Source organism: Heliomarina baculiformis (assembly GCF_019966545.1).
Classification (GTDB): Bacteria; Pseudomonadota; Alphaproteobacteria; order Rhodobacterales; family Rhodobacteraceae; genus Heliomarina; species Heliomarina baculiformis.
Genome location: NZ_JAIMIC010000001.1, coordinates 107,399 through 128,026, shown reverse-complemented (window position 1 = coordinate 128,026; position 20,628 = coordinate 107,399). Strand labels below are relative to the sequence as shown.

Annotated in this window: 19 protein-coding genes; 11 read left to right on the top strand and 8 right to left on the bottom strand. The window is 62.5% G+C overall.

The window, feature by feature from the left end; translation table 11 throughout:
* The first annotated feature begins 61 nt into the window (after nt 1–61).
* The 4 genes from MF268_RS00585 (at nt 62) to MF268_RS00570 (ending at nt 5,978) form a co-directional block, all read left to right on the top strand.
* Complete coding sequence (locus tag MF268_RS00585) at nt 62–1,222, top strand: efflux RND transporter periplasmic adaptor subunit (RefSeq protein ID WP_238368973.1); 1,161 nt, start codon at nt 62–64, stop codon at nt 1,220–1,222.
* A gap of 1 nt (nt 1,223) precedes the next feature.
* The gene (locus MF268_RS00580; protein WP_238368972.1) at nt 1,224–4,394 is read left to right on the top strand and encodes an efflux RND transporter permease subunit; all 3,171 of its coding nucleotides are present in this window, start codon (nt 1,224–1,226) and stop codon (nt 4,392–4,394) included.
* Nucleotides 4,395–4,878: 484 nt separating this feature from the next.
* Nucleotides 4,879–5,178, top strand: a complete 300-nt coding sequence (locus tag MF268_RS00575; RefSeq protein ID WP_238368971.1) for a hypothetical protein — start codon at nt 4,879–4,881, stop codon at nt 5,176–5,178.
* A gap of 203 nt (nt 5,179–5,381) precedes the next feature.
* Nucleotides 5,382–5,978, top strand: coding sequence for a hypothetical protein (locus tag MF268_RS00570; protein WP_238368970.1), 597 nt, complete (start codon nt 5,382–5,384; stop codon nt 5,976–5,978).
* Between the two features lie 143 nt (nt 5,979–6,121).
* Here MF268_RS00570 and MF268_RS00565 read toward each other — a convergent pair whose 3' ends face one another.
* Nucleotides 6,122–6,691, bottom strand: coding sequence for a hemerythrin domain-containing protein (locus tag MF268_RS00565; RefSeq protein ID WP_238368969.1), 570 nt, complete (start codon nt 6,689–6,691; stop codon nt 6,122–6,124).
* A 134-nt stretch (nt 6,692–6,825) separates the two neighbouring features.
* Here MF268_RS00565 and MF268_RS00560 point away from each other — a divergent pair, with 134 nt between their 5' ends.
* Together MF268_RS00560 and MF268_RS00555 are read left to right on the top strand one after the other, a co-directional pair.
* On the top strand, nt 6,826–7,653 hold the full coding sequence (locus tag MF268_RS00560; RefSeq protein WP_238368968.1) for a 3-oxoadipate:acetyl-CoA acetyltransferase: 828 nt from the start codon (nt 6,826–6,828) through the stop codon (nt 7,651–7,653).
* 88 nt (nt 7,654–7,741) lie between these two features.
* Entirely contained in the window at nt 7,742–8,830 is a 1,089-nt protein-coding gene (locus tag MF268_RS00555) for a CaiB/BaiF CoA transferase family protein (RefSeq protein WP_238368967.1), read from the top strand.
* A 50-nt stretch (nt 8,831–8,880) separates the two neighbouring features.
* On the opposite strand, the gene MF268_RS00550 is transcribed toward MF268_RS00555, so the two are convergent.
* The 4 genes from MF268_RS00550 to MF268_RS00535 form a co-directional block, all read right to left on the bottom strand.
* Nucleotides 8,881–9,777: a hypothetical protein gene (locus tag MF268_RS00550; RefSeq protein ID WP_238368966.1), complete on the bottom strand. Its 897-nt coding sequence runs from the start codon at nt 9,775–9,777 to the stop codon at nt 8,881–8,883.
* 143 nt (nt 9,778–9,920) lie between these two features.
* A complete protein-coding gene (locus MF268_RS00545) occupies nt 9,921–10,997 on the bottom strand; it encodes a lipocalin-like domain-containing protein (RefSeq protein WP_238368965.1) in 1,077 nt (358 codons plus the stop codon).
* A complete protein-coding gene (locus MF268_RS00540; protein WP_238368964.1) occupies nt 10,987–13,386 on the bottom strand; it encodes an ABC transporter permease in 2,400 nt (799 codons plus the stop codon). Before MF268_RS00540 ends, MF268_RS00545 begins: the two co-directional genes overlap by 11 nt.
* On the bottom strand, nt 13,383–14,033 hold the full coding sequence (locus MF268_RS00535; RefSeq protein ID WP_238368963.1) for an ABC transporter ATP-binding protein: 651 nt from the start codon (nt 14,031–14,033) through the stop codon (nt 13,383–13,385). Before MF268_RS00535 ends, MF268_RS00540 begins: the two co-directional genes overlap by 4 nt.
* A gap of 191 nt (nt 14,034–14,224) precedes the next feature.
* On the opposite strand from MF268_RS00535, the gene MF268_RS00530 reads away from it, so the two are divergent.
* On the top strand, nt 14,225–14,542 hold the full coding sequence (locus MF268_RS00530) for a hypothetical protein (protein ID WP_238368962.1): 318 nt from the start codon (nt 14,225–14,227) through the stop codon (nt 14,540–14,542).
* Here MF268_RS00530 and MF268_RS00525 read toward each other — a convergent pair whose 3' ends face one another.
* The gene (locus MF268_RS00525) at nt 14,543–15,682 is read right to left on the bottom strand and encodes an acetoin utilization protein AcuC (protein ID WP_238368961.1); all 1,140 of its coding nucleotides are present in this window, start codon (nt 15,680–15,682) and stop codon (nt 14,543–14,545) included.
* Between the two features lie 109 nt (nt 15,683–15,791).
* Here MF268_RS00525 and MF268_RS00520 point away from each other — a divergent pair, with 109 nt between their 5' ends.
* Nucleotides 15,792–16,673 carry a YihY/virulence factor BrkB family protein gene (locus MF268_RS00520; RefSeq protein ID WP_238368960.1) on the top strand — a complete coding sequence of 294 codons (882 nt, stop codon included), beginning with the start codon at nt 15,792–15,794 and terminating at the stop codon, nt 16,671–16,673.
* Nucleotides 16,674–16,805: 132 nt separating this feature from the next.
* The gene (locus tag MF268_RS00515) at nt 16,806–16,985 is read left to right on the top strand and encodes a hypothetical protein (protein WP_238368959.1); all 180 of its coding nucleotides are present in this window, start codon (nt 16,806–16,808) and stop codon (nt 16,983–16,985) included.
* A 6-nt stretch (nt 16,986–16,991) separates the two neighbouring features.
* Here MF268_RS00515 and MF268_RS00510 read toward each other — a convergent pair whose 3' ends face one another.
* Both MF268_RS00510 and MF268_RS00505 read right to left on the bottom strand, forming a co-directional pair.
* Entirely contained in the window at nt 16,992–17,693 is a 702-nt protein-coding gene (locus tag MF268_RS00510; RefSeq protein WP_238368958.1) for an RlmE family RNA methyltransferase, read from the bottom strand.
* A gap of 225 nt (nt 17,694–17,918) precedes the next feature.
* The gene (locus MF268_RS00505) at nt 17,919–19,031 is read right to left on the bottom strand and encodes a Ppx/GppA phosphatase family protein (RefSeq protein WP_088635022.1); all 1,113 of its coding nucleotides are present in this window, start codon (nt 19,029–19,031) and stop codon (nt 17,919–17,921) included.
* A gap of 334 nt (nt 19,032–19,365) precedes the next feature.
* On the opposite strand from MF268_RS00505, the gene MF268_RS00500 reads away from it, so the two are divergent.
* Both MF268_RS00500 and MF268_RS00495 read left to right on the top strand, forming a co-directional pair.
* Nucleotides 19,366–19,662: a virulence factor gene (locus MF268_RS00500; RefSeq protein ID WP_238368957.1), complete on the top strand. Its 297-nt coding sequence runs from the start codon at nt 19,366–19,368 to the stop codon at nt 19,660–19,662.
* A gap of 26 nt (nt 19,663–19,688) precedes the next feature.
* A complete protein-coding gene (locus tag MF268_RS00495) occupies nt 19,689–20,618 on the top strand; it encodes a methylenetetrahydrofolate reductase (protein WP_238368956.1) in 930 nt (309 codons plus the stop codon).
* Nucleotides 20,619–20,628 lie beyond the last annotated feature (10 nt).

Genomic DNA, 20,628 nt, shown 5'->3' with positions numbered 1-20,628 from the left:
TATATCTGGCGCGTCGCACGGCGTCGTGCAGAATTCCTAATGTGACAAAGGCCAAGACCCCATGTCCCTGATCAGACAGATCCTGCTTTCGCTGGTGGTGATGGCGGCTGCCGTTGCGGCATGGATCGCCTTTGTGCCCTCGGCGGTGCCGGTGCTGGAACGGGCCGGGGTTTTCGATCTCTTGGGCATGGAACCGCCAGCCCCGCCGGAAGAGGAAAGCGAGGCCGGATGGGGGCAGGGTCCGTCGCTTGTCGTCGTGACCGAGGTGGTCATGCAACGCCAGAACAGCGACCTGCGCGCGATTGGTGACGGACGGGCGCTGCGGTCGGTCACGCTGCGCGCGGAGGTGTCCGGACGCATCCGTTCGGTGAACATCAGCTCGGGCGATTTCGTCGAAGAGGGTGAGATCGTCATCGAACTGGAGGATGATGCCGAGCAGATCGCGATGTCGCGCGCTCAGCTTTTGATGGCGAATGCAGAGCGTGAATACGAGCGGGTGAACACGTTGACGCAGGCGGGCGCGGTGACGGCGGTACGGGTGCAGGAGGCGGAGCTTGCTCTTCAGGACGCTGAGCTGGCCCTGCGGCAGGCCGAGTTCGATCTGGGCCAACGCAAGATCCACGCGCCAATTTCAGGCTGGGTCGGGATTGTCGATCTGGAACATGGCGAACGGATCACCGCCGAGGACAGTCTCGCGGTGCTGACCGACCGGTCGCGCATTCTGGTCGATTTCCGTCTGCCTGAGCGGGTGGTCGATCTGGTTGAACCGGGGCAGCCGTTCTGGGCCGAGCCGCTGGCGCATCGCAATCGTCGGCTTGAAGGTCAGATCATTGCCATCGACAACGTGGTCGACCGGGCCTCGCGCACGTTGCGGGTGCGGGGTGCGCTGGACAATAGCGATGACAGCCTTCGCGCGGGGATGGCGTTTTCCGTTTCGATGAGTTTCGAGGGCACGCCGGTGCCGGCGGTGCCGCCGCTGGCTGTGCAATGGTCGGCGAGCGGCGCGTTCGTCTGGGTGGTGCGTGAGGGCCGCAGCCAGCGGGTGCCGGTGACGATTCTGCAGCGCAACGAGCAGACGGTGCTGGTCGATGCCGAGCTGGAGGCAGGCATGATGGTGATCGTCGAGGGGGTGCAGACCCTGAGGCCGAATGGCGAGGTCGAAATATCCTCGCAGGTCATGGCGCAGCCGGAAGTTCCGGCGGTCCAGCCGGCAAAGCTGTGACATGAGCGCGGGGGGAGACCAGATACCGGGTGCCGACAAGGAACCGGAAAAGGACCAGACGAGCCTTGCAGAGCAAGCGGTGTCCGAGGCGGCAAAACCGGGTGGCATCGCGATTTTCGTGCGCCGTCCGATCCTTGCCTTTGTTCTGAACGCGCTGATCGTGATCGCCGGTCTGGCGGGCTTGTTTGCCGCTGAGATTCGGGAACTGCCAGACGTTGACCGCCCCGTCATTACCGTGACCACCATGTTCTCGGGCGCCTCGCCGGAAACCGTCGATCAGGAACTGACGGGTCGGATCGAAGGCGCGGTGGGCCGGGTTTCGGGCGTGCGCTCGATTTCATCGAATTCGCGCTATGGGCGCAGCCGGGTAACGCTGGAATTCGCCGATGACGTGGATCTGGACGTGGCGGCGACCGATGTTCGGGATGCCATCGGGCGGATCGTGAACGACCTGCCCGACAATGCGGACGATCCGCAGATCGTCAAGGCAGACGCCAACGGCCAGCCGGTGATGCGGATCGCGGTCACCTCGAACAGCCGCGCGCCGCAGGATCTGACGCTGATCGTGACAGACCGCATCGAGGATGAGCTGATCTCGCTGCCGGGGGTGGCGGATCTTCAGATCTATGGCGATACGGATGCGATTTTCCGCGTCGATATCGACCAGCTTGAACTGGCGAGCCGGGGCGTGACGCTGGCCGATCTACGCCGTACCCTGTCGGATGTGGCGCTCGACGTGCCGGCGGGCGATCTCAAGGGCGACAGCCAGTCGATCAACGTGCGCACCACCGCAACGGTCATCACGCCCGAGGCTTTCGAGGCGCTGGAGATCGGAAATGATGTCACGATCGGCGATATTGCCCGCGTGACGCTGGGACCGGCGCCAAACCAGACGATCATGCGCGCGAATGGCCAGTCCGGCATCGGTATCGGGGTGATCCGGCAGGCGACGTCGAACACGCTCGAAATTTCCGAGGCGGTGCGGGCGCGGGTGGCGGCTCTGAACGAGACGCTGCCCGATGATGTCGATATCTTCGTGACCTCGGATGACGCGATATTCATTCAGGGCGCGATTGACGAGGTGATCAAGACACTTGGGCTGGCGGTGGTGATCGTCGTCGCGGTGATCTTCCTGTTTCTGCGGGATTTTCGCGCGACGCTGATCCCGACCGTGACCCTGCCGGTGGCTTTGATCGGGACGGTCGCCGCGCTCTACCTTGTCGGGTTCTCGGTCAACGTGCTGACGCTGCTGGCGCTGGTGCTGGCGACGGGGATGGTGGTGGATGACGCCATCGTGGTGCTTGAAAATATCGTGCGTCACCGAAGTGCCGGAACCGGACCGCGTGCGGCAGCGGTGATCGGTACGCGGCAGGTGTTCTTTGCGGTGGTGACGACGACGGCGACGCTGGCGGCGGTGTTTATCCCGCTGTCTTTCCTGCCTGGGCAGGCGGGCGGGCTGTTCCGCGAATTCGGCTTTACGCTGGCGATGGCGGTGATGCTGTCCTCGGTCGTGGCGCTGACGCTGGCGCCGATGATGGCAAGCCGGTTGCTGACCCGGAGTTCAGACGGCGAAGGGCGCGGGCCGATGGTCTGGCTTGGCAATCGTCTGGCGGCGCTTTACGGGCGGCTCTTGCGTGCCGCGCTGGCCGCGCCGATGGTGGTGGTGGTGATCGCGGCGCTGTTCGCGGTTACGGCGATTTTTATGTTCGGCAGCATCAATCAGGAACTGACCCCGCGCGAGGACCGCGCCGTGGTCCTGATGTCGGTACGCACGCCGGTGGGCGTGTCGCTGGAATATACCACATCGAAAATGCGCGAGATCGAGGATTCGGTCGAGCCGCTGCGCCAGTCCGGCGAGATCACCAATGTCTTTGCCATCACCGGCTATGGCGCGGACAATCAGGGTTTCATGGTGGCGACCCTTGCGAAATGGGACGAACGCACGCGGCCCCAGCAGGAGATTGCCGACGACATAGACGATGCCATCTCGGAAATTGTCGGGGTGCGTGTCTTTGTGATCCAGCCGAACTCGCTGGGCATTCGCGGTGCCGGACGCGGGCTGACATTTGCGCTGACGGGCACGGATTACGCCCAGCTTTCCGAGATCGGCGAAAGCATGGTGCAGAGCCTGCGCGACGATCCGCGTTTTGGCCGTGTGCAGCTTGGCTATGAAACCACCCAGCCGCAGTTGTTTGTGGAGATCGACCGGGGGCTGGCCTCGGATCTTGGGATCGACATCAGCGGTCTGGGCGCGGCGCTGCGGGCGATGCTGGACGGCAGCGCGGTGGCGGATGTCTTCCTTGGGGACACGAGTTACGAGGTGCAGATGCTATCGACCTCGGATCCGATCAACGATCCGGGCGATCTTGAGAATGTCTTTGTGCAGGCGGCGGACGGGCAGATGGTGCCTATGGCGAGTTTCGTATCGCTGGAAGAACGGGCCGTGGCGCCGGAGCTGAACCGCGAAAGCAAGAACCGGTCGGTGGAGATTTCGGCCTCGCTCACGCCCGAGCTGTCTCTTGGGCAGGCGATGACCGAGGTCGAGGAGCTTGCATCCGGGCTGATGTCGCCGGTCAACCGCATCGTGCCGCTTGGCGAGGCGGCGGCGCTTGAGGAAACCTCCTCGGGGCTGCTGCTGACCTTTGGCTTTGCCATTGCGGTGGTGCTGCTGGTGCTGTCGGCGCAGTTTGAGAGCTTTATCTCTGCTATCGTGGTGATGGCGACGGTGCCGCTGGGGCTGGCTTGCGCGATATTCGCGCTGATCTTCGCAGGGCTGAGCCTGAACGTCTATTCGCAGATCGGGCTGGTAATGCTGATCGGGATCATGGCCAAAAACGGGATCCTGATCGTGGAATTCGCCAACCAGCTGCGCGACGACGGGGCCGAGCTGTTCGATGCGATCTATGATGCCTCGACGATCCGCCTGCGCCCGGTAATGATGACGATGACATCTACAGTGTTGGGGGGCGTGCCGCTGATCCTGTCGTCGGGCGCGGGGGCCGAGGCGCGCGAGGCGCTGGGGTGGGTCGTCGTTGGCGGGCTGGGGCTGGCGACGGTGTCGACCCTGTTCCTGACGCCGGTGGCCTACCTGTTGCTGGCCCGGTTCAGCCAGCCCGGCACGGTCGAGGAACAACGGTTGCAGCGCGAGCTGACCGAGGCCGGGTCGACCTGATCTATTTCCGACGTTTCGCGAGGCCGGGAACAAAAGCTTTCATCGGATTGGCTCTGCCTTCTACGAGAAAAACAACGCAGGGCTCGCCAAGAAGTCGAACCTTCACACGGGGACTATAACGGGAAAGCCAAGGGACGCTGCTTAGCTCGCAGACATCGACATCTTTAGTATGGAATAACCCGATGCCTTTTGAATTTTCTGAAGTTTCCGGTGACGCCAAAGATCAGAACGCACGGCCTGAACAGCGACACAAAGACAAAGAAACCAAGACATTTGAAGAATCCCGGCTGAAGCTGTTGCTGATACTTGAATGGGCGCGGTTGCGGTTCGCCAATCAGGATGAACCGGCAAATGCCATCGTTCATGGGCTGGTGACGCGCCTGCACGAATTCCGCAGTGACTGCGACCCGGTGACGTGGCGCGAGTTGCTGCCCGAAGCACAGCGCCATTCGCTGGGCGACTGTCTTTTGCGAGAGCCGTTCACATGCCGGTCCTTTCGGCCGGTGTCTATGACTACCTACCGGATGAGGCGGCGACTCTGCTGACGCGGCAGATACTGGCGCGGGTGAAGCCGGTCAGCAGCTGTGTCTTTGGCAATTTCAGCACCAAGGTCATTCCGGACGGGTACATGGAGACCTTCATGAACTGGCAGTCGCTGATGCGGACCGAAGCGCAGATGCGCGCGCTGGCCGATGCATCGCTCAAGGGGCAGGATGCGCAGGCCGAGGTGGTCTTTGGCCAGAACCGTCACATCGTCTTTGCCCGGGTCACCCGCAAAAGCTGAGGCATTCTTTGGGTCATGGTTGTGTTTGCAGCCCTGATCGTTCCGATGCGGAGCTACCCAAAAAATTCGAATTTTTTTGAACCGTTTCGCCGCGCCGTTCGACCCAGTCACAGAACCTGTCGTGACGCAGTTCGCGACGATCCATCAAAGCCCGATAGCGCGGCCCCGCGTGCCGCCGGACGCATAAAGGAAAGACAAAAACGATGCCCAAGATCGGAACCATTACCTATCCCGACAATCCCTTGGCGCTGCTGAAGGACCGCAAGATCGGGCCGCTTTACAAGAAACACCTGACCAGCGTGTTCAATTCGGATGAGGTCAACTTTCTGCAGGGCAAGTTCGACGTCAAGAAAATCTACAAGGTCTATATCAAATCCAACGCCCGCAAGGGTTTGAATCTGACCTCGAAAATGTTTCAGGACGCCAATGACCTGGCGGAAGCGGGCGACTGGAAGTTGAAATCCTGGCAACCGCTTTTGGCCGACATCGAAGATCACATCATCCAGGATCTCGAGATCAACCATAACCTTAACTTCTTTAAGTCGCCGGAATTTCTCAAAATGCACGCTCTGCTTCTGACCAACAAGGAAGCCAAGCGGATCGCCAAGGAAGTTGGCACCAAGGATATCAAGGCGATAGACAACGCGATCCGGGCGCTGTGCCTGTCTGAAACCACCAAGGCAAACAAGATCATTCAAACATCGCAAGAGCGGGAGCGCGCCATGTGGGACACAAAGAGCGTCAAGGAAAAGCCCGCCAATCTGCTTTCGAAGATCAAGAAAAAGCTTGGCATCAAATAGGTCACATCCGGGACGTCACTCACGAAGTCGAATGTTCCGGAAGACACGGTCGGGGTGATGTGGGAATATCCCGGGCCGTCGGTCGCCCTCTGTTCGGAATTGGAAGGGCCGGACAGGGGGTGGCCTTTTTCAGCGCTGTCGCTCTAGCTGAGGCCTGCGGGTTTGAATTTCAGCAGTACCGGTACGACGAGTTCCTCTTCGTCCACAAGGTGACGGTCGAGCATCGGCGCCATGCGGTCGAGTTCCGTCTTGATCGCGCCGCTCTTGTCGCGAAAGGCGCTGCCTGTGCCGGGATCACCGAGCAACTGGTTGGCCGCATCGGCGAAGCCGTGCAGAAGCGCGTCGATCTGGTGGTGATCCTTGTCGAGAATGCCGAAACCGGAAGAGATCCTTGTATCCTGTTTTTCAAGGACGGGAAAATAGTGCATGTCCTCGATCTGGTGATGGCCGTGCAGTTCATTCACGAAACCGCCGCCGAACCGGGCGAGCTTTTGCGCGTAGAAACCCGGCTCCATACTGCCGTCGAGCGCCTCTTGCACGTCCTTGTACATCTGTTCGATCAGCGCGCGGAACATCTGGTGCCGGTCCAGCCAGAATCGGATCAGGGCCGAGAAATTCGGATCGGCCTCCCATGCTTCGCGGGGGTATTCCGCCAGCAGGACGCGAAGCGCGTCGGGCAGCGCGGTGCGGTGGGAAAGGTCGAGATCGCTCACATGTAGTCCTGTCTGTTGTCTTTGCCGGGGCGGCATCGGTTTGATTTCTGGCTATCAACTCGGGCGGCGGGGTGAAAGTGGGCGCGGGTGAATTTGTGCTGACATATGCAGATCTTCCGCGATAAACAGGGCGCATGACAAAACCTTGCATCATTTGTGTCGCCATCACGGGTTCGCTGCCCACGAAAGAAAACAATCCGGCCGTGCCGATCAGTGTCGAGGAGCAGGTCGAAAGCACGCAGGCCGCGTTCGAGGCCGGGGCGACGATCTGCCATGCGCATGTGCGCAACGAGGATCAGACGCCGAGTTCCGACCCGGAGAAATTCGCACGGCTCAAGGAAGGGCTGGAAAAGCACTGTCCCGGCATGGTGATCCAGTTCTCGACCGGGGGACGGTCGGGTGCGGGCAGGACGCGGGGCGGGATGCTGCCGCTGGCACCCGACATGGCGTCGCTTTCGGTTGGGTCGAACAATTTCCCGACGCGGGTCTATGAGAATCCGCCTGATCTGGTGGACTGGCTGGCGAGCGAGATGATCACCTATGGCATCAAGCCCGAGGTCGAGGCGTTCGACTTGTCGCATATCCTCAAGGCGGCCGAGATGCATCGCAAGGGCCAGATCAAGGATACGCCTTACGTCCAGTTCGTGATGGGGGTGAAAAACGCCATGCCTGCGGATCGGGAAGTCTTTGATTATTATATCAAAACCGTACATCGCCTGTTCGGCGAGGACGTGGCTTGGTGTGCGGCAGGGATCGGGCCGAACCAGATCGTGCTGAACGAGTGGGCGATATCCTCGGGCGGGCATGCGCGTACCGGCATGGAGGACAACGTGCGGCTGGATCGCGATACGCTTGCCCCGTCGAACGCGGCGCTGGTCGAACGTGCCGCAGCGCTTTGCGAGAAATATGAACGCCCCGTGGCAGACTGGCAGACGACCCGCGCGATACTTGGCCTGAACTGACCGCGGTGTCAGGGATGCCACGATAGCATTTGCACCGCTTTGATTTCCCTGCAAGGTTCCTTTGAGGAGAGGCGCAGGGAGGACAGGCATGCTGAGCGGAATACGGATTGTCGAGGTCGAAGGCATCGGCCCGGGGCCCTTTGCGGGGATGATGCTGGCCGACATGGGAGCCGAGGTCATCAAGGTGCATCGCCCCGACGGCGCGCAGTCGCCGGGGGCCGCGGATCAGGCGATCGTGGACCGGGGCAAGCGGTCGATCGTGCTGGACCTCAAGGCGGAAAGCGACCGGGAGATCTTTCTCAAGCTGGTGGCAAGTGCCGACGGGCTGATCGAAGGATTCCGTGCCGGGGTGATGGAACGGCTGCGGCTGGGGCCGAAGGATTGCCACGCGGTCAATCCAGGCCTGGTCTACGGGCGCATGACGGGCTGGGGGCAGGAGGGCCCGCTGGCGCAGGTGGCCGGGCATGATCTCAACTATATCTCGCTTGCCGGAGCCTTGTGGCATGCGTCGCTGCCGGGGCAGCCGCCGGTGACGACCCCAACGCTTGTGGGTGATATCGGGGGCGGGGCGATGTACCTTGTTGTCGGGCTGCTGGCGGGGCTGCTGAATGCGCGCTCGACCGGAAAGGGAACGGTTGTCGACGCGGCGATCTACGACGGGGCCGCCAATATGATGAACCTGCTGATGTCGCTGGCGCAGCACGGTCAGTTCGTGCCGGAACGTGGCAAAAGCCTGCTGGACGGGCCGCATTGGTCGCGCAGCTACCGGACCAAGGACGACAAGTTCATGTCGGTGCAGGCGCTGGAGCCGAAGTTCTACCAGATCATGCTGACGAAACTCGGCCTGGAAAAGGATCAGGATTTTGCCCGCCAGTATGACAAGGATTTGTGGCCTTACCTGACTTCGCAAATGGAGAGTATTTTCGCGAGCCGCACACGCGAAGAATGGGAGGTGCTGTTTGCCGGATCGGATGCCTGCGTCGCGCCTGTGCTTACGCCGCAGGAGGCGCAGCACCATGCATTGAACAAGGCGCGCAAAACATGGGTCGAACGCGAGGGCGTGCTTCAGGCCGCGCCTGCGCCGCGATTTTCGGGGCAGAAAGAGTGGTCTCCCCCTGCCGCGCCGGGTCGCGGGGCCGATACCGAGGCGATCCTCGCGGAGCTGTCGAAAAGCTGAGTCCGGTGAGTGGTGGTCTTTGCTCGTTCGGGTACGCGGGGCGCTTTGCCTTAATCGCGGGTCAGCATGATGATGTAGAACACATGTTCGAAATGCCGGGCGGCGGTGACGGTTGCCTTGAAAGAGCCGATCTGGCGATGCGCCAGATGGCGGCAGGTGCCGGCATGGGGCACGCCCGAAATCAGAATTTCCTCGGGCGAGGATTCAATCGTGAGGTCGACGCCCGCATATTGGAACAGGCTCCGGTCCCATGGCCCGTAGCGCCCGCCGTCCAGCGACTTGCGCGCTTCCTTGTTGGCAAAGCAGACTGTCATGTCGCCATCGACCACGAGAACCGGCACGGGCAGCACTTCGAGCCCCGGCTGGAGCAGGTTCGTCGGCGTATTCAGCGCGATGAAACCGTCGTTTTCACCATGCCGGTCGACCAGCGGGATGATGATGCGGCGGTTCTTTGAAACAAACGCCTGCTCAAAACTCTGGTGGATCGACAGCAACGGCGCGTTGCGCATGGCGATGGCTTCGTAGGTGGCAGTAAGGAAGATGCCGAGGAAACCGTCGAAATCGAGCGTGTTCTGTTCGGCCGAGGTGGCGGGAACGCACCATGTTTCCACCGCCGGGCCGAATTGCGAGTAGCGGTATCCGGGGGTGCCGTCATTCTTGTCGAGCAGCATCAGCCATTCGTTCATCGACCCGTAGCGATCCATGGTCAGGAGATCGCGCCGGACAGAGCCGTCGGCCTGGGCAAACCCTTGGGTTATTTCCCAGAAATTGCGCTCAACCCGCAGGTCGGCGGACCTTGGGTCGACGTTCCACGACAGGAATGGTGGAGGCACACCGTAGCTTTCAGCCAGCCGCGTAATGCCGGAGAAGTCATCCACGGCGACCTGTCTGGCCAAAACATGAGCCAGTTTAATCGGGCACCCCAGTGTGACGTTTTCGTCGAGCATACATTGCTGCTTTCACAGGAGGGAATAAGCCCAATTGTCGGCACAGACGCGTTAACAAATGGTTAACGTGAACGGCGCTGGCAGCGGTCGCGCAGTTAATGGCTGGTTGTGACGTGGCGTCACGTCATAGTTTATGCCGCTGGTCAATACCCGGTCATTTCGAGATAGCCGCGTCCCTGATGGCTTCCCGCGATGCTGACCGGGCCTTCCCAATAGGCGAAACGGGTGGTCATCCATGCCCGCGGGTTCAGGGCGTCGATGGTGACGTCAAGGTCGCGTTCGGGGAGTTCGACACGCCATGTGGTTGGCACCTGCCGTCCGTCAATGTCCGTGCTGGTCTGAGGCGTCAGCGTCAGCGCCCCGTCGGGGATGGGCTGCGCCGAGCCATCTGGGGCGATCCATGTGGCAGAGGTGAAATCGCCTGCCTCGTCCCGAAGGCGGAATCCCATCATCCGCGCGCCGCTGTCAAAGGAGAGCGAGAGCCAGTCCCAGCCGCTCTGTCCCGCCGAAAGCGGCTGGGACGACCATTCCCGGTCGAGCCAGCCGTTCCCGGTGACTTTGACGGGGCCATCCGGTGTGGTGAGAGTGCCGCTAACTGCGTAGGACGGCTGGGAATAGTAGTAGCTGGCGGTGCCTTCGCGCGATTTGACAGAATATCCGTCCTCCCCATGCAGAACCAGCGGCGTGTCAGCGCTGAGCATCAGGTCATAGGCAAAATCGCTGCCGCGCGCGGTGAGGTTGAGATCGTCGATCCCCTCGGGTGAGGTGGCGGTCATCTGCCAGTCATCGATATGGGCGCTGAAGGGGGCGGCGGTGACACCCGCCTGACCGATGCCGCCGCGGGCAAGCCGTTCGGCGACATGGTGGCTGTTTTCACTGGTGAGGGCGGCATGGCCCATCCAAATCTGCGGCGTATCCCAACCCTCACCACTTTCCGGGCGCAGGGCCGAGCGGAACAGCGTCCATTGTACGCCGTATTCGGTGCCTTCCGTGTCTTGGAGCGTCGCGGTCAGGTACCACCATTCGATACGGAACGCGGGGTGGGCCCCGTGATCGGCGGGAAAGTCGAGGGCGATGCCGGGCTGCGGCAGGGAAAACCCTTCGGCATCCGCGCCAAGACCGGCAAAGCCCTTTTCGGCGCTGCCGACAGTGTCGAGGCCTTGGGCGCCAAGGCCAAGGGGCAGGAGGCAGAGCAGCAGGGCAGAGGTTCTAGCGTTCATCGGCAAAGATCCGGAGCAGGGCGGCAGGCGGCAGACGGTGCAACCGGCGCGCGGGAATGGCGGCAGCGGCGGCCCCGGCCAGGAGAGCGAGAAGGAAGAGCCAGAGCCAGTCGAGCGGAAAGAGATGCATGGGCAGGCGCCAGCCAAAAGCCTGAACGTTGATCACGGCCAGCAGAACCCAGGCGAGGATCAGCCCGAGCGGCAGGGCAAGGAGTGCTGTCAACCCGGCCAGCGCGACGCTGCGCAACACTTCGAGCCGGGCAAGACGCGCGCGCGTCATTCCCAGCGCCCAGACCGGGGCGAGATGCGGCAGACGCTTGTTCCAGAGCGTCAGCAGGCTGGTAAGAATAGCGAAACTGGCGACGCCCAGTGTCAGCACGTTGAGCGCGGCGGTCACGACAAAGGTTTTCTCGAAGATATCCAGCGAGAGCGACTTGACCGCCGCCTGATCGGTGATCGCGCCGTCGGGCAGATCGAAGGTCGCCCGCAGCTCTTGGGCGAGGGCATCGGCCTTGTCGGGGGCAATGCGGATGCCGAAACGTCGGTTTTCGATATCCGGGTAGCGGTTTAGCAGGGGGGCGAGACCGGCGATGGCCTCGGGCGCTGGGTTGCCGTAATCGGAATAGACGCCGCCGACCTCGATCTGCCAGTTGCCGAGGTCGATGGTGTCGCCGGGCCAGATATCGGCGCTGCGGGCGAGCTGTTCGTTGATGATAACCGTCTCGCCGCGCGCAAGGCGGTCCCAGAGGTCGGGTGTTTGTGCGACCAGCGGCCAGTGATCGCGGTAGGTGGCGTGATCAGCCACCCCGTAGAGCTGGGCGGGTTGACCGGCGAGCGTGATCTCGGCGGCGCGGATCGGCAGGACGGCATCGGCGCGCGGGGCGAGCCATTCAGCGATAGCCGCGCCTTGAGCGTCGTCCCGCGCGGTGAGGTAGAGTTCGGACATCAGCCGCTGGTCGAGCCAGCCGGTAAAGGTGAGCCGGAAGCTCGAGACCATCGTGCCGACGCCGATATTGGTGGCCAGCGCCAGTAAGAGCGCCATAAGCGCGAGGGACAGGCCCGGAAGCTGGGCGCGCAGGTCGGCCCAGATCCAGACGCTTGCGGGGGCGCGGCTTGTGCGCGACAGCAGGGCAAGCGCAGTGTGCAGAAGGATCGGCAGAGTCAGCGCGGCCCCCATGAGGAGACCGGCAAGCAGTGCAAAACCGCCGATCAGACCGGGCAAAAGGAAGGCCGCAAGCACGCCGGCGACGATGAGGGCTACGCCGCAAAGCGCCATGATCCGCGCGCTTTTCTGCGCGGCGTCCGCCCAGCCGACAAGACCCGCGCTGGCCAAGAGCGGCATGTGGGTGAGCCGCCAAACCCCTTGGGCACCTGCAATGGCGGTGCCGAGCAAAGCCATGCCAAGGCCGCTGGCAACCCAGAGCGGGCGCAGAGTGAGGCCGCCTGCCACCGGTGCGCCATAGAGACCCCGCAGGGTTGCGGCCACATCCGGCAAAAGCGCCGCTGCGATCAGGTAGCCCAAGACCAGACCAAGCGTTCCGGCGACCAGCGCAAGGGCAAGGAGTTCCCCCATCACCAGCGCCGTGAGGTTGCGCCGCGGCAGGCCGAGTGCGCGCAGGGTGCGCATCAGCGGGCGGCGTTGCTCAAAGGCAAGACCTACGGTGCCGTTTACGATGAACAGCCCGACCGCAAAGGACAGCAAGCCAAAGGCCGTGAGATTCAGGTGGAAACTGTCGGTAAGCTGCGCCGCATCCGCCTGATTGCTGGGTGGCTGGCGGGTCAGGTCCGGCGCGATCTCTTGCAAGGAAGGCAGGCCCATCGGCTGATCGGGCAGGATCAGCAGGTAGGAAAGTTCACTGGGACGATTCAGAAGGCGCGCGGCGGTGGCGATATCGGTAAAGGCGGTGCCGGGTGGGAGATTGGGGGCGAGGACCAGTGGCGGCAGATCGGCATCCTCGGGGAGGTCGTCGCGGGTCTCAGCCGAGGCGAGCAGCCGTCCCGGCGGGGTCAGGATTTCATCCGGGGCAATTTCCCCGCCGCCGGTAGATGGGATCACCGGGTAGCTCAGAACATCGACCCCGATCAGACGCAGCCTGGCGTCGCCAAGGCGCAGGCGTCCGGTCAGGACAGGCGAAAGCTGCCAGCCCGCACGGCGCAGTTCTGCGTAGGTTTCCAGAGGGATACGGCCCGAAGGTGATGTCAGCCGATCAAGCTGGTTGCCCGCAAGCTGGGCCGCGGCGCTGGCGTAGCTGGCCCGCGCCTGTCCGTTGATCGCCTGCACCGCCGACCAGAGCCCGGTCGCCAGCGACAGACCAAGCACCAGAACCAGCAGTTGCAGCGGTTGGCGCCGCCAGTGCGACCAGAGGGCAAGGAAGGCAGTGCGGTTCATTGCAGGCGGCCAGCGCTCAGATGCAATTGGCGGTCCATTTGTGCGGCAATGCGCGGCGAATGGGTCACCATGAACAGGGCGGTGCCGCTGGCCCGGACCAGATCAAGCATCAGCGCCAGCACCGCGTCGCCGGTGGCCTCATCCAGATTGCCGGTGGGTTCATCCGCCAGCAAAAGATCGGGGCGAGAGGCGAGGGCGCGACCGATAGCGACGCGCTGCTGCTGGCCGCCCGAGAGATGTTCGGGGAACTTGTCCACCTGTGGCTCAAGCCCAAGACGGTTGGTCAGTTCGCCTAGCCACGCGGCGTCAAATCGGTCGCCGAGCCGGGCGTGAAAGGCGAGATTCTGGGCCACGGTCATCGAGGGGATCAGGTTGAACTGCTGGAACACCATCGCCACACGGGTCCGGCGAAGCGCGGCGCGTCCCTTGTCATCGAGCTGCGAGTAGGGTTCCCCGGCCAGCGTGATCTCTCCGCTGTCGAATTGGTCCAGCGCCCCGGCAAGATGCAGGAGCGTGCTCTTGCCCGATCCGCTTTCACCGGTCAGCGCCAGGGTTTCTCCCTTGGCGAGCGTAAGGGAAATATCGGAAAAGACGGGCTGTTTCGCCTTGGGGTAGGTTTTGGCAACGTTTGAGATTTCAAGCAGCACGGGGCGCGGTCCTTGCGATTTTCCGCCGATGTTTTTGGGTAAATGGCGGTCGGTTTCTCTCAAGATGGCGCAATTCAGGAGGCGGTCAAACCCTGCAACGGAGGAATGGCGACAATGCCGCATCTGCGGGCTTGGTTCGGATCGCCGGGGGGCTTATGTTATGTGGAACGCAGCGAAACAGGGGTGCGGTGATGAAACGTCTTACGATTGGTCTGGTCCTGTTTGGTATGACCGCGGTACCGCAAGCCTATGCGGCCGGGGCCAGTGATGCCTGCGAAAAGCGGGCGCGGCAGCTGAGCGGCTATTACGGCAACCGCATTCCCGAGTTCAATGTCGGCCCCTTTACGGCGCGGATCAGCGGATCAGTTGCGATCGGCGTCAGCCGCGGTTCTGGCGGCGCGCAGCCGCATGTGCCGCCCGGTGCGGGGCAGGCCGCGCGCGACCGTCGCGAGGCGGAAGAGCGCAAGGATTACGAGCGTATTCTAGCGGATTGCCGGTTGGGGCGCTGATCAGACCTCGGCCAGCAGACGCGCGGCAAGCAGGCTGACCCGGTCGCGGATCACGTCGCGGATTCCACCGTTGTGCGGAACGTCCCGAAGCGTGGTAAACCAGTGCTCCGGCGGGGTTCTCCCGGCGCGGCGGTTCCAGCTTAGCCCGCGCTGAATCGCCTCTGCTTCGGGGGGCAGGCGGTCGGGTATGTCAAAACCGTTGAGCGTTGCCCATACCCCGGTCCAGAGACGCCCGACCGACCACGGGTTATACCCGCCCCCGCCCAGCACCAGCAGGCGCGGCGCGATGTCCTTGAGCGCCGCAACAGTTGCCCAATGGGCATTGTTCGAGAGCGTAAGCCGTGACAGCGGATCCTCGGCCACCGCATCAGCCCCGCATTGCAGCACCACCGCATCCGGACGGTGACTGGCGATGGCGGGCAAGATGAGATCTTGGAGCGCCAGCGCGTATTCATCGTCGTTCAGCCCGGCGGGCAGGGGCAGGTTGAAGAAATTGCCGCAGCCCCGGTCATGCAAGGCACCGGTGAACGGCCAGCGCTTTTCCTCGTGCAGGGAAATAAGGCGGACCCCAGGGGTATCGGGAAAGGCGACCTCGACCCCGTCGCAGTGATGCGCGTCGATATCGACATAGACGATGCGGCGCAGCCCCCGTGCCCTGAGCGCTATGATCGCCAGAACCGGGTCGTTGAAGAAACAGAAGCCATTGGCGCGGTCGGGCAGCCCGTGATGGGTGCCGCCCGCCGGATGATAGACGCGATGACCGGCGGCGACCAGATCTGCGGCAAGCAGCGCGCCTCCCGCTGACGTGGCCGGACGGCGGAACATCTCGGGGTAGACCGGGTTCGACAAGGTACCAAGCCCGTGGCGTTCACGGATTTCGGCGGTGACGCTCTGGCTGGCCTCGGCGGTCTGAAGCGCGGCGATGTAGGCAGGGGTGTGAAAGGCCATCAGACCGGCGGGACGGATGCGCGGGCTGGTGCGATATACCTCGCGCGGGAGCCAGCCGAGCGCGCGCGACAGGTCGATTACCGTCGGTACCCGGGGAATCGCGAGCGGATGCGCGCTGCCATAGGTCGAGCCGCGATAGATCTCGGCACCGAGAAAAAGCGTCGGCTGGCGGGGCTGAGAGATCGTGTCCATGGCACAATAGCTAGTTCAGGTGGCACCGGAAAACCATTGCGCGCGCGAAATCGCGCGGATCTTGCGGCTCTCAGTGGCAAGATGCACCGTGTAGCACTAGAACCTGACTATGAACCTGCCGGAAAAACATCGCTGGATGACACCGCCCAAGGCGCTTTACAAGGCGATCCTCAGGTTCAACGACAATCATGGCTGGATCCTGTCGAGTCACGTGGCCATGTCGCTGATGCTGGCGCTGTTTCCTTTCATGCTCTTCGTGGTGGCGCTGGCCGGGGCAGTCTCACGGGACGTGAATATCGACGACCTGATCCAATTGATTTTTGGCGTCTGGCCCGATGATATCGCCGCTCCGATCGTGGCGGAGATCCGGTCGGTTCTGGCCGGCGGCAGCGTCGGTCTGGTCACGGTGGGCGGAATCCTTGCGCTGTACTTCGCGTCCAACGGTGTCGATGCGGTACGGCTTGCGGTGAGCTATGCCTATCGCGAAAGCGACCCGCGCCCGTATTGGAAGACCCGGGGGCTCTGCCTGATCTTCGTGCTGGTCGGCGGCGCTATCGTTCTGGTCGGCCTGACGGTAAGTTTCGGCCTGCCAGCCTATTTCCGCTATGTCGCGCAGGAATTGCCCGATCCGATTGCCGATCTGGCCAGCTATTCGACGCTGAAATCGCTGATTACCCTGACGGTGCTGATCTTTTCGGTCTCGGCCTGCCACATCTGGCTGCCGGGGCTGCACCACCGCTTTGGTCAAATCTGGCCCGGTGTCCTGCTGACCGTAGGTCTCTGGTATGCCGCGACTTGGGGGTTCTCGATCTACCTCGCGCATTTCGCGCGCTACAGCGCCACCTACGCAGGACTTGCGGGGGCGATGGCGGCATTGATCTTTCTTTACCTTATTGCTGCCATCCTGATCCTCGGGGCCGAGTTCAATGGGGCCCTGATCCGGCGCCGGAACGGCCGCAAGAAGCCGCGCCCCTTTTCGCCGCTTCCGTGATCTCACCCGATTTACCACAAATTTTGCTACAATGTTCACGGCAATGACCCGACTTGGCCACTGTTGATGCACAATTCGCTCCTAGCTTCCCGGCGAACTGATCAACGATCTGAATTGGCAAAGGGACCGGAGATGAAACAAGCGTCAGGCCAGGAGCGTCATTCGAAGCTGTTCCAGCTCCTGCATCAGCAAAGCAATTCGGCGCTGACCGCCGTCCGGATCAGCGCGAAGGATCGCGCGCTGATGGATGAAAGCGATGCGGCCGCCTTTCGCGAGATCGCGATTTCGTCGTGGAACATGCCGGCGGACTAGATCAATCTATCCGCGAAACCCGGTCGCCACGACGAATTTCTCGGAACTGTCCGCCCGAGATGCGGGCGGTTTCACGTTGGCAACCTTAGTAAACTTCTGCTTCAGCAGCTTTTGCAGATCACCTTCGGCACCGCCTGCAAGAACCTTGGCGACAAACGTGCCGTTCTCTTCCAGCACGTCAAAGGCGAAGTAAGCGGCGGCCTCGCAAAGCGCGATGATCCGCAGGTGATCCGTCTGCTTGTGCCCGGAAGAGGCCGCAGCCATGTCGGACATCACCACGTCGGCCTTGCCGTCGAGCCATGTCTTCACCTGTTCGTCCGCGTCATCGGCCATGAAATCCAGCTGGTGTATCTCGGCCCCGGCAATTGGTTCGACCTCCTGCAGATCGACACCGACAATGCGCCCGACTGCCTTGCCGGATTTTTCACCCAAGGCATTGATACGCTTGACGGCGACCTGAAGCCAGCCACCCGGCGCGCAGCCCAGATCCACCACCCGCGCGCCCGGTACGAGAAAGCGGAACTTGTCGTCGAGCTCGAGAATTTTGTAGGCCGCACGGCCGCGGTAGCCATCTGCCTGCGCGCGCCGCACATAGGGGTCGTTCAACTGCCGCTGTAACCAGCGCGTCGACGAAAGCTTTCGTCCGCGCGCCGTCTTGACCTTGACCTTGAGATCGCGCTGTCCGCGCCCGGATGTGTTCTTGGCCATGTCAAATCTCTCCTAGATTTCAGAGTTATCCGTTCAGGTGCAGACGGGCAAGCCACGCGGAACAAATAGAGCGAGTCGAAAGCGGAAACCTTGGGATGCCTCCGGCGGGGATATTTTATGACCCAAAGAAGCAGGTAAACGGCCCCCTTCTTTGGGTGACAAAATATCCCGGGGGAGGCGCCCGACAGGGCGGCGGGGGCAGCGCCCCCATCACCGTTCGCAAGTTCAGAAAGGGCCGTCCTCCAGTACACCGTCCGCGCTCATCTGGGCATAGAGCAGTCCCTCTCTCAGGCCGCGGTCGGCGACACTCAGGCGATCCGTCGGCCAGCAGCGCAGCAGGGCCTGAAGTATGGCGGAGCCGGACATGATAAGGGCCTGCCGATCTTCGCCGATGCGCGGATCGCGACGCCGGCCCTGGGGACCGAGCTCGAGGTAGCGCCGGATGACGCGGTCGATCTGGTCGGAGGTCATGCGGAGGCCGTCTACCTTGGTCCGGTCGTAGCGTTTCAAGCCGAGGTGGCTTGCCGCGACCGTGGTCACCGTGCCGGAGGTGCCGACGATCTGGAAGCCTTCGCGTACCTGTTCGTCCTTATAGGGGGCGAAATCGGCGAGGTTTTCCTCGAAGAACCAGCTCATCAGTGCAAAGCGGGCCGCGTCATCCTCGACGTCCGAGAACTGGTCACGCAGGGTGGCGACACCAAGCGGAACCGAAATCCAGTCGACGACCTTGGCCGCGGGGAAAGGGCTTTCGGGCGGGTGGAAGCCGGCATGCAGACGCATGATGGCACGCGGGCGGTCGCGATGCGGTACAGAGGAAATGTCGATCCAGACGAGTTCGGTGGATCCTCCGCCAATATCCACGACCAGGAGCTGTTCGGTACGGGTCGAGACAAGCGGGGCGCAGGAAATCACCGCGAGGCGGGCTTCCTCCTCGGGCTGGATGACCTCGATTTTCATGCCGGTTTCACGCTGCACCTGCCGGATGAACTCGCGCGAGTTCTTGGCACGACGGCACGCCTCGGTGGTGACCAGCCGCATGCGGCTGACCTTGTTGCGTTTCAGTTTCTGCTGGCAGATTCGCAGGGCCTGGACCGTGCGCGCCATGGAAGACCGCGAGAGACGGCCTGTCTTCTCGAGACCGGAGCCGAGCTGCACCGATTTCGAAAAGCTGTCTACCACATGGAAACCGCTGCCCTTGGGCTGGGCGATCAGCATGCGGCAACTATTGGTACCCAGATCCAGCGCCGCATAGAGGTCGGCTGGATCGGGCGGTGTAGGCGCGGGGCTTTCGACCGCTTTCGGGAACGCGCCCGCACCAGTGGGACGCTTGGGCGCCATATTTCACGCCCTCCGATTTCGAGTTGCTTCAAGGATAGGCTGTGGCGGTCGCCGACGCAAGGTTTGCGATAACGAAAGCGCGTGATGTCAGGACGCTATCATGCCGGCCAAGCTGCTGCACAGGCTTTGCCGCAACGCCGGTTTCGAAGGCTGCGGGCTTTTCAACTCTCGAATAATTGATATCGCATTTGATCTTTTAGCCGGATCGTAAAGAATGGCATGTTTCATTATATCTGTCAGCGTCGTTCCCATCATCGGTTGTGTCGAAAACAGGCGATGGGGCGACAGGGCTCTGCCGTATTCAGGGCCATCGAGAACACGAAGGAATCACACGTTGCCCGATGTCACGATTGTTTATTGGCGGGATATCCCGGCGCAGGTCATCGTTGGCAAGGGACGTCGTGGCGCAAAAAGGCAATTGCCCGAACGTTTCGAGCAGGCCATCGACCGTGCCGCGATGAAAGTGAACGCCAAGGACAGCGACGCCTATCTGGCGGAGTGGCGCAAGGCGGATCCCTATGTGCTTGAGGGGGAGGCAGAGGCGATTGCCGAGGCCGAGGCTGTGCGTCTGGATGCGGAATATGACCAGGACCGGATCAAGGCGCTGATTGAAAACGACGGGTGGGCATGATCCCGCCCTCCTTTTGGGAGGCCGCCATGGCTTTGTTGAACTTTCGGAAACGCGACGCGGTCGGATTCAAGCCGGGCAATGCGCAGGTTGAAGCCTTCTTGCAGGATTATTCGATCGAGGTGATGCCCCGCACCGCCGAGAAGGTCGAGGATTTCCGCGCGCTGCTGCCCGAGGGAACCCGCGTTTACATCGCGCATATCGACGGCACCCCCATCGAGGACATGGTCAGCACCGCGAAACGTCTGTCGCGGGACGGCTTTAAGGTGATGCCGCATTTCCCGGCCCGGATCATCAAGGATCGCGCGACTCTGGCGGACTGGATCGCCCGCTATCAGGGGGAGGCGGGTGTCGATCAGGCGCTGCTGCTCGCAGGTGGCGTGGCCGAGCCGGTTGGCGATTTCGACAGCTCCATCGCGCTGATGGAAACCGGCGAGTTCGACCGCGCGGGCTTCAAGCGGCTGCATGTGGCCGGTCACCCCGAGGGCAACCGCGACATCGACCCCGATGGCGGTTTCAACAACGTGGATGCGGCCCTGCGCTGGAAGCAGAAGTTCAGCGAAACCACCGACGCGGACATGGCGCTGGCGACCCAGTTCGCCTTTGATGCCAAGCCGATCATCGCTTGGGCGGACAGCCTGCGCGAGGCTGGGATCACCCTGCCGCTCCACATCGGCATTGCCGGTCCGGCCAAGTTGCAGACGCTGATCAAGTTCGCCATCGCCTGTGGCGTCGGCCCCTCGCTCAAGGTTCTGCAAAAGCGCGCGATGGACGTGACCAAGCTGCTGCTGCCCTATGAGCCGACGGAAGTCGTCAGCGAGCTGGCGGCGCACAAGGCGGCAAATCCGGATTTCAACATCACCAACGTGCATTTCTTCCCGTTGGGCGGTATCAAGACAAATGCGACCTGGGCCATTGAAAACGGTGGTGACGCCGCGCGCCCGGCGAATGATCAATAAAAGCCTCCGG

What these genes read in the sequence shown, in the direction of transcription:
- MF268_RS00585 (WP_238368973.1), top strand. Translation starts at nt 62, where the DNA reads ATGTCCCTGATCAGACAGATCCTGCTTTCGCTGGTGGTGATGGCGGCT.
- MF268_RS00580 (WP_238368972.1), top strand. Translation starts at nt 1,224, where the DNA reads ATGAGCGCGGGGGGAGACCAGATACCGGGTGCCGACAAGGAACCGGAA.
- MF268_RS00575 (WP_238368971.1), top strand. Translation starts at nt 4,879, where the DNA reads ATGCCGGTCCTTTCGGCCGGTGTCTATGACTACCTACCGGATGAGGCG.
- MF268_RS00570 (WP_238368970.1), top strand. Translation starts at nt 5,382, where the DNA reads ATGCCCAAGATCGGAACCATTACCTATCCCGACAATCCCTTGGCGCTG.
- MF268_RS00560 (WP_238368968.1), top strand. Translation starts at nt 6,826, where the DNA reads ATGACAAAACCTTGCATCATTTGTGTCGCCATCACGGGTTCGCTGCCC.
- MF268_RS00555 (WP_238368967.1), top strand. Translation starts at nt 7,742, where the DNA reads ATGCTGAGCGGAATACGGATTGTCGAGGTCGAAGGCATCGGCCCGGGG.
- MF268_RS00550 (WP_238368966.1), bottom strand. Translation starts at nt 9,777, where the DNA reads ATGCTCGACGAAAACGTCACACTGGGGTGCCCGATTAAACTGGCTCAT.
- MF268_RS00545 (WP_238368965.1), bottom strand. Translation starts at nt 10,997, where the DNA reads ATGAACGCTAGAACCTCTGCCCTGCTGCTCTGCCTCCTGCCCCTTGGC.
- MF268_RS00540 (WP_238368964.1), bottom strand. Translation starts at nt 13,386, where the DNA reads ATGAACCGCACTGCCTTCCTTGCCCTCTGGTCGCACTGGCGGCGCCAA.
- MF268_RS00530 (WP_238368962.1), top strand. Translation starts at nt 14,225, where the DNA reads ATGAAACGTCTTACGATTGGTCTGGTCCTGTTTGGTATGACCGCGGTA.
- MF268_RS00525 (WP_238368961.1), bottom strand. Translation starts at nt 15,682, where the DNA reads ATGGACACGATCTCTCAGCCCCGCCAGCCGACGCTTTTTCTCGGTGCC.
- MF268_RS00520 (WP_238368960.1), top strand. Translation starts at nt 15,792, where the DNA reads ATGAACCTGCCGGAAAAACATCGCTGGATGACACCGCCCAAGGCGCTT.
- MF268_RS00515 (WP_238368959.1), top strand. Translation starts at nt 16,806, where the DNA reads ATGAAACAAGCGTCAGGCCAGGAGCGTCATTCGAAGCTGTTCCAGCTC.
- MF268_RS00510 (WP_238368958.1), bottom strand. Translation starts at nt 17,693, where the DNA reads ATGGCCAAGAACACATCCGGGCGCGGACAGCGCGATCTCAAGGTCAAG.
- MF268_RS00505 (WP_088635022.1), bottom strand. Translation starts at nt 19,031, where the DNA reads ATGGCGCCCAAGCGTCCCACTGGTGCGGGCGCGTTCCCGAAAGCGGTC.
- MF268_RS00495 (WP_238368956.1), top strand. Translation starts at nt 19,689, where the DNA reads ATGGCTTTGTTGAACTTTCGGAAACGCGACGCGGTCGGATTCAAGCCG.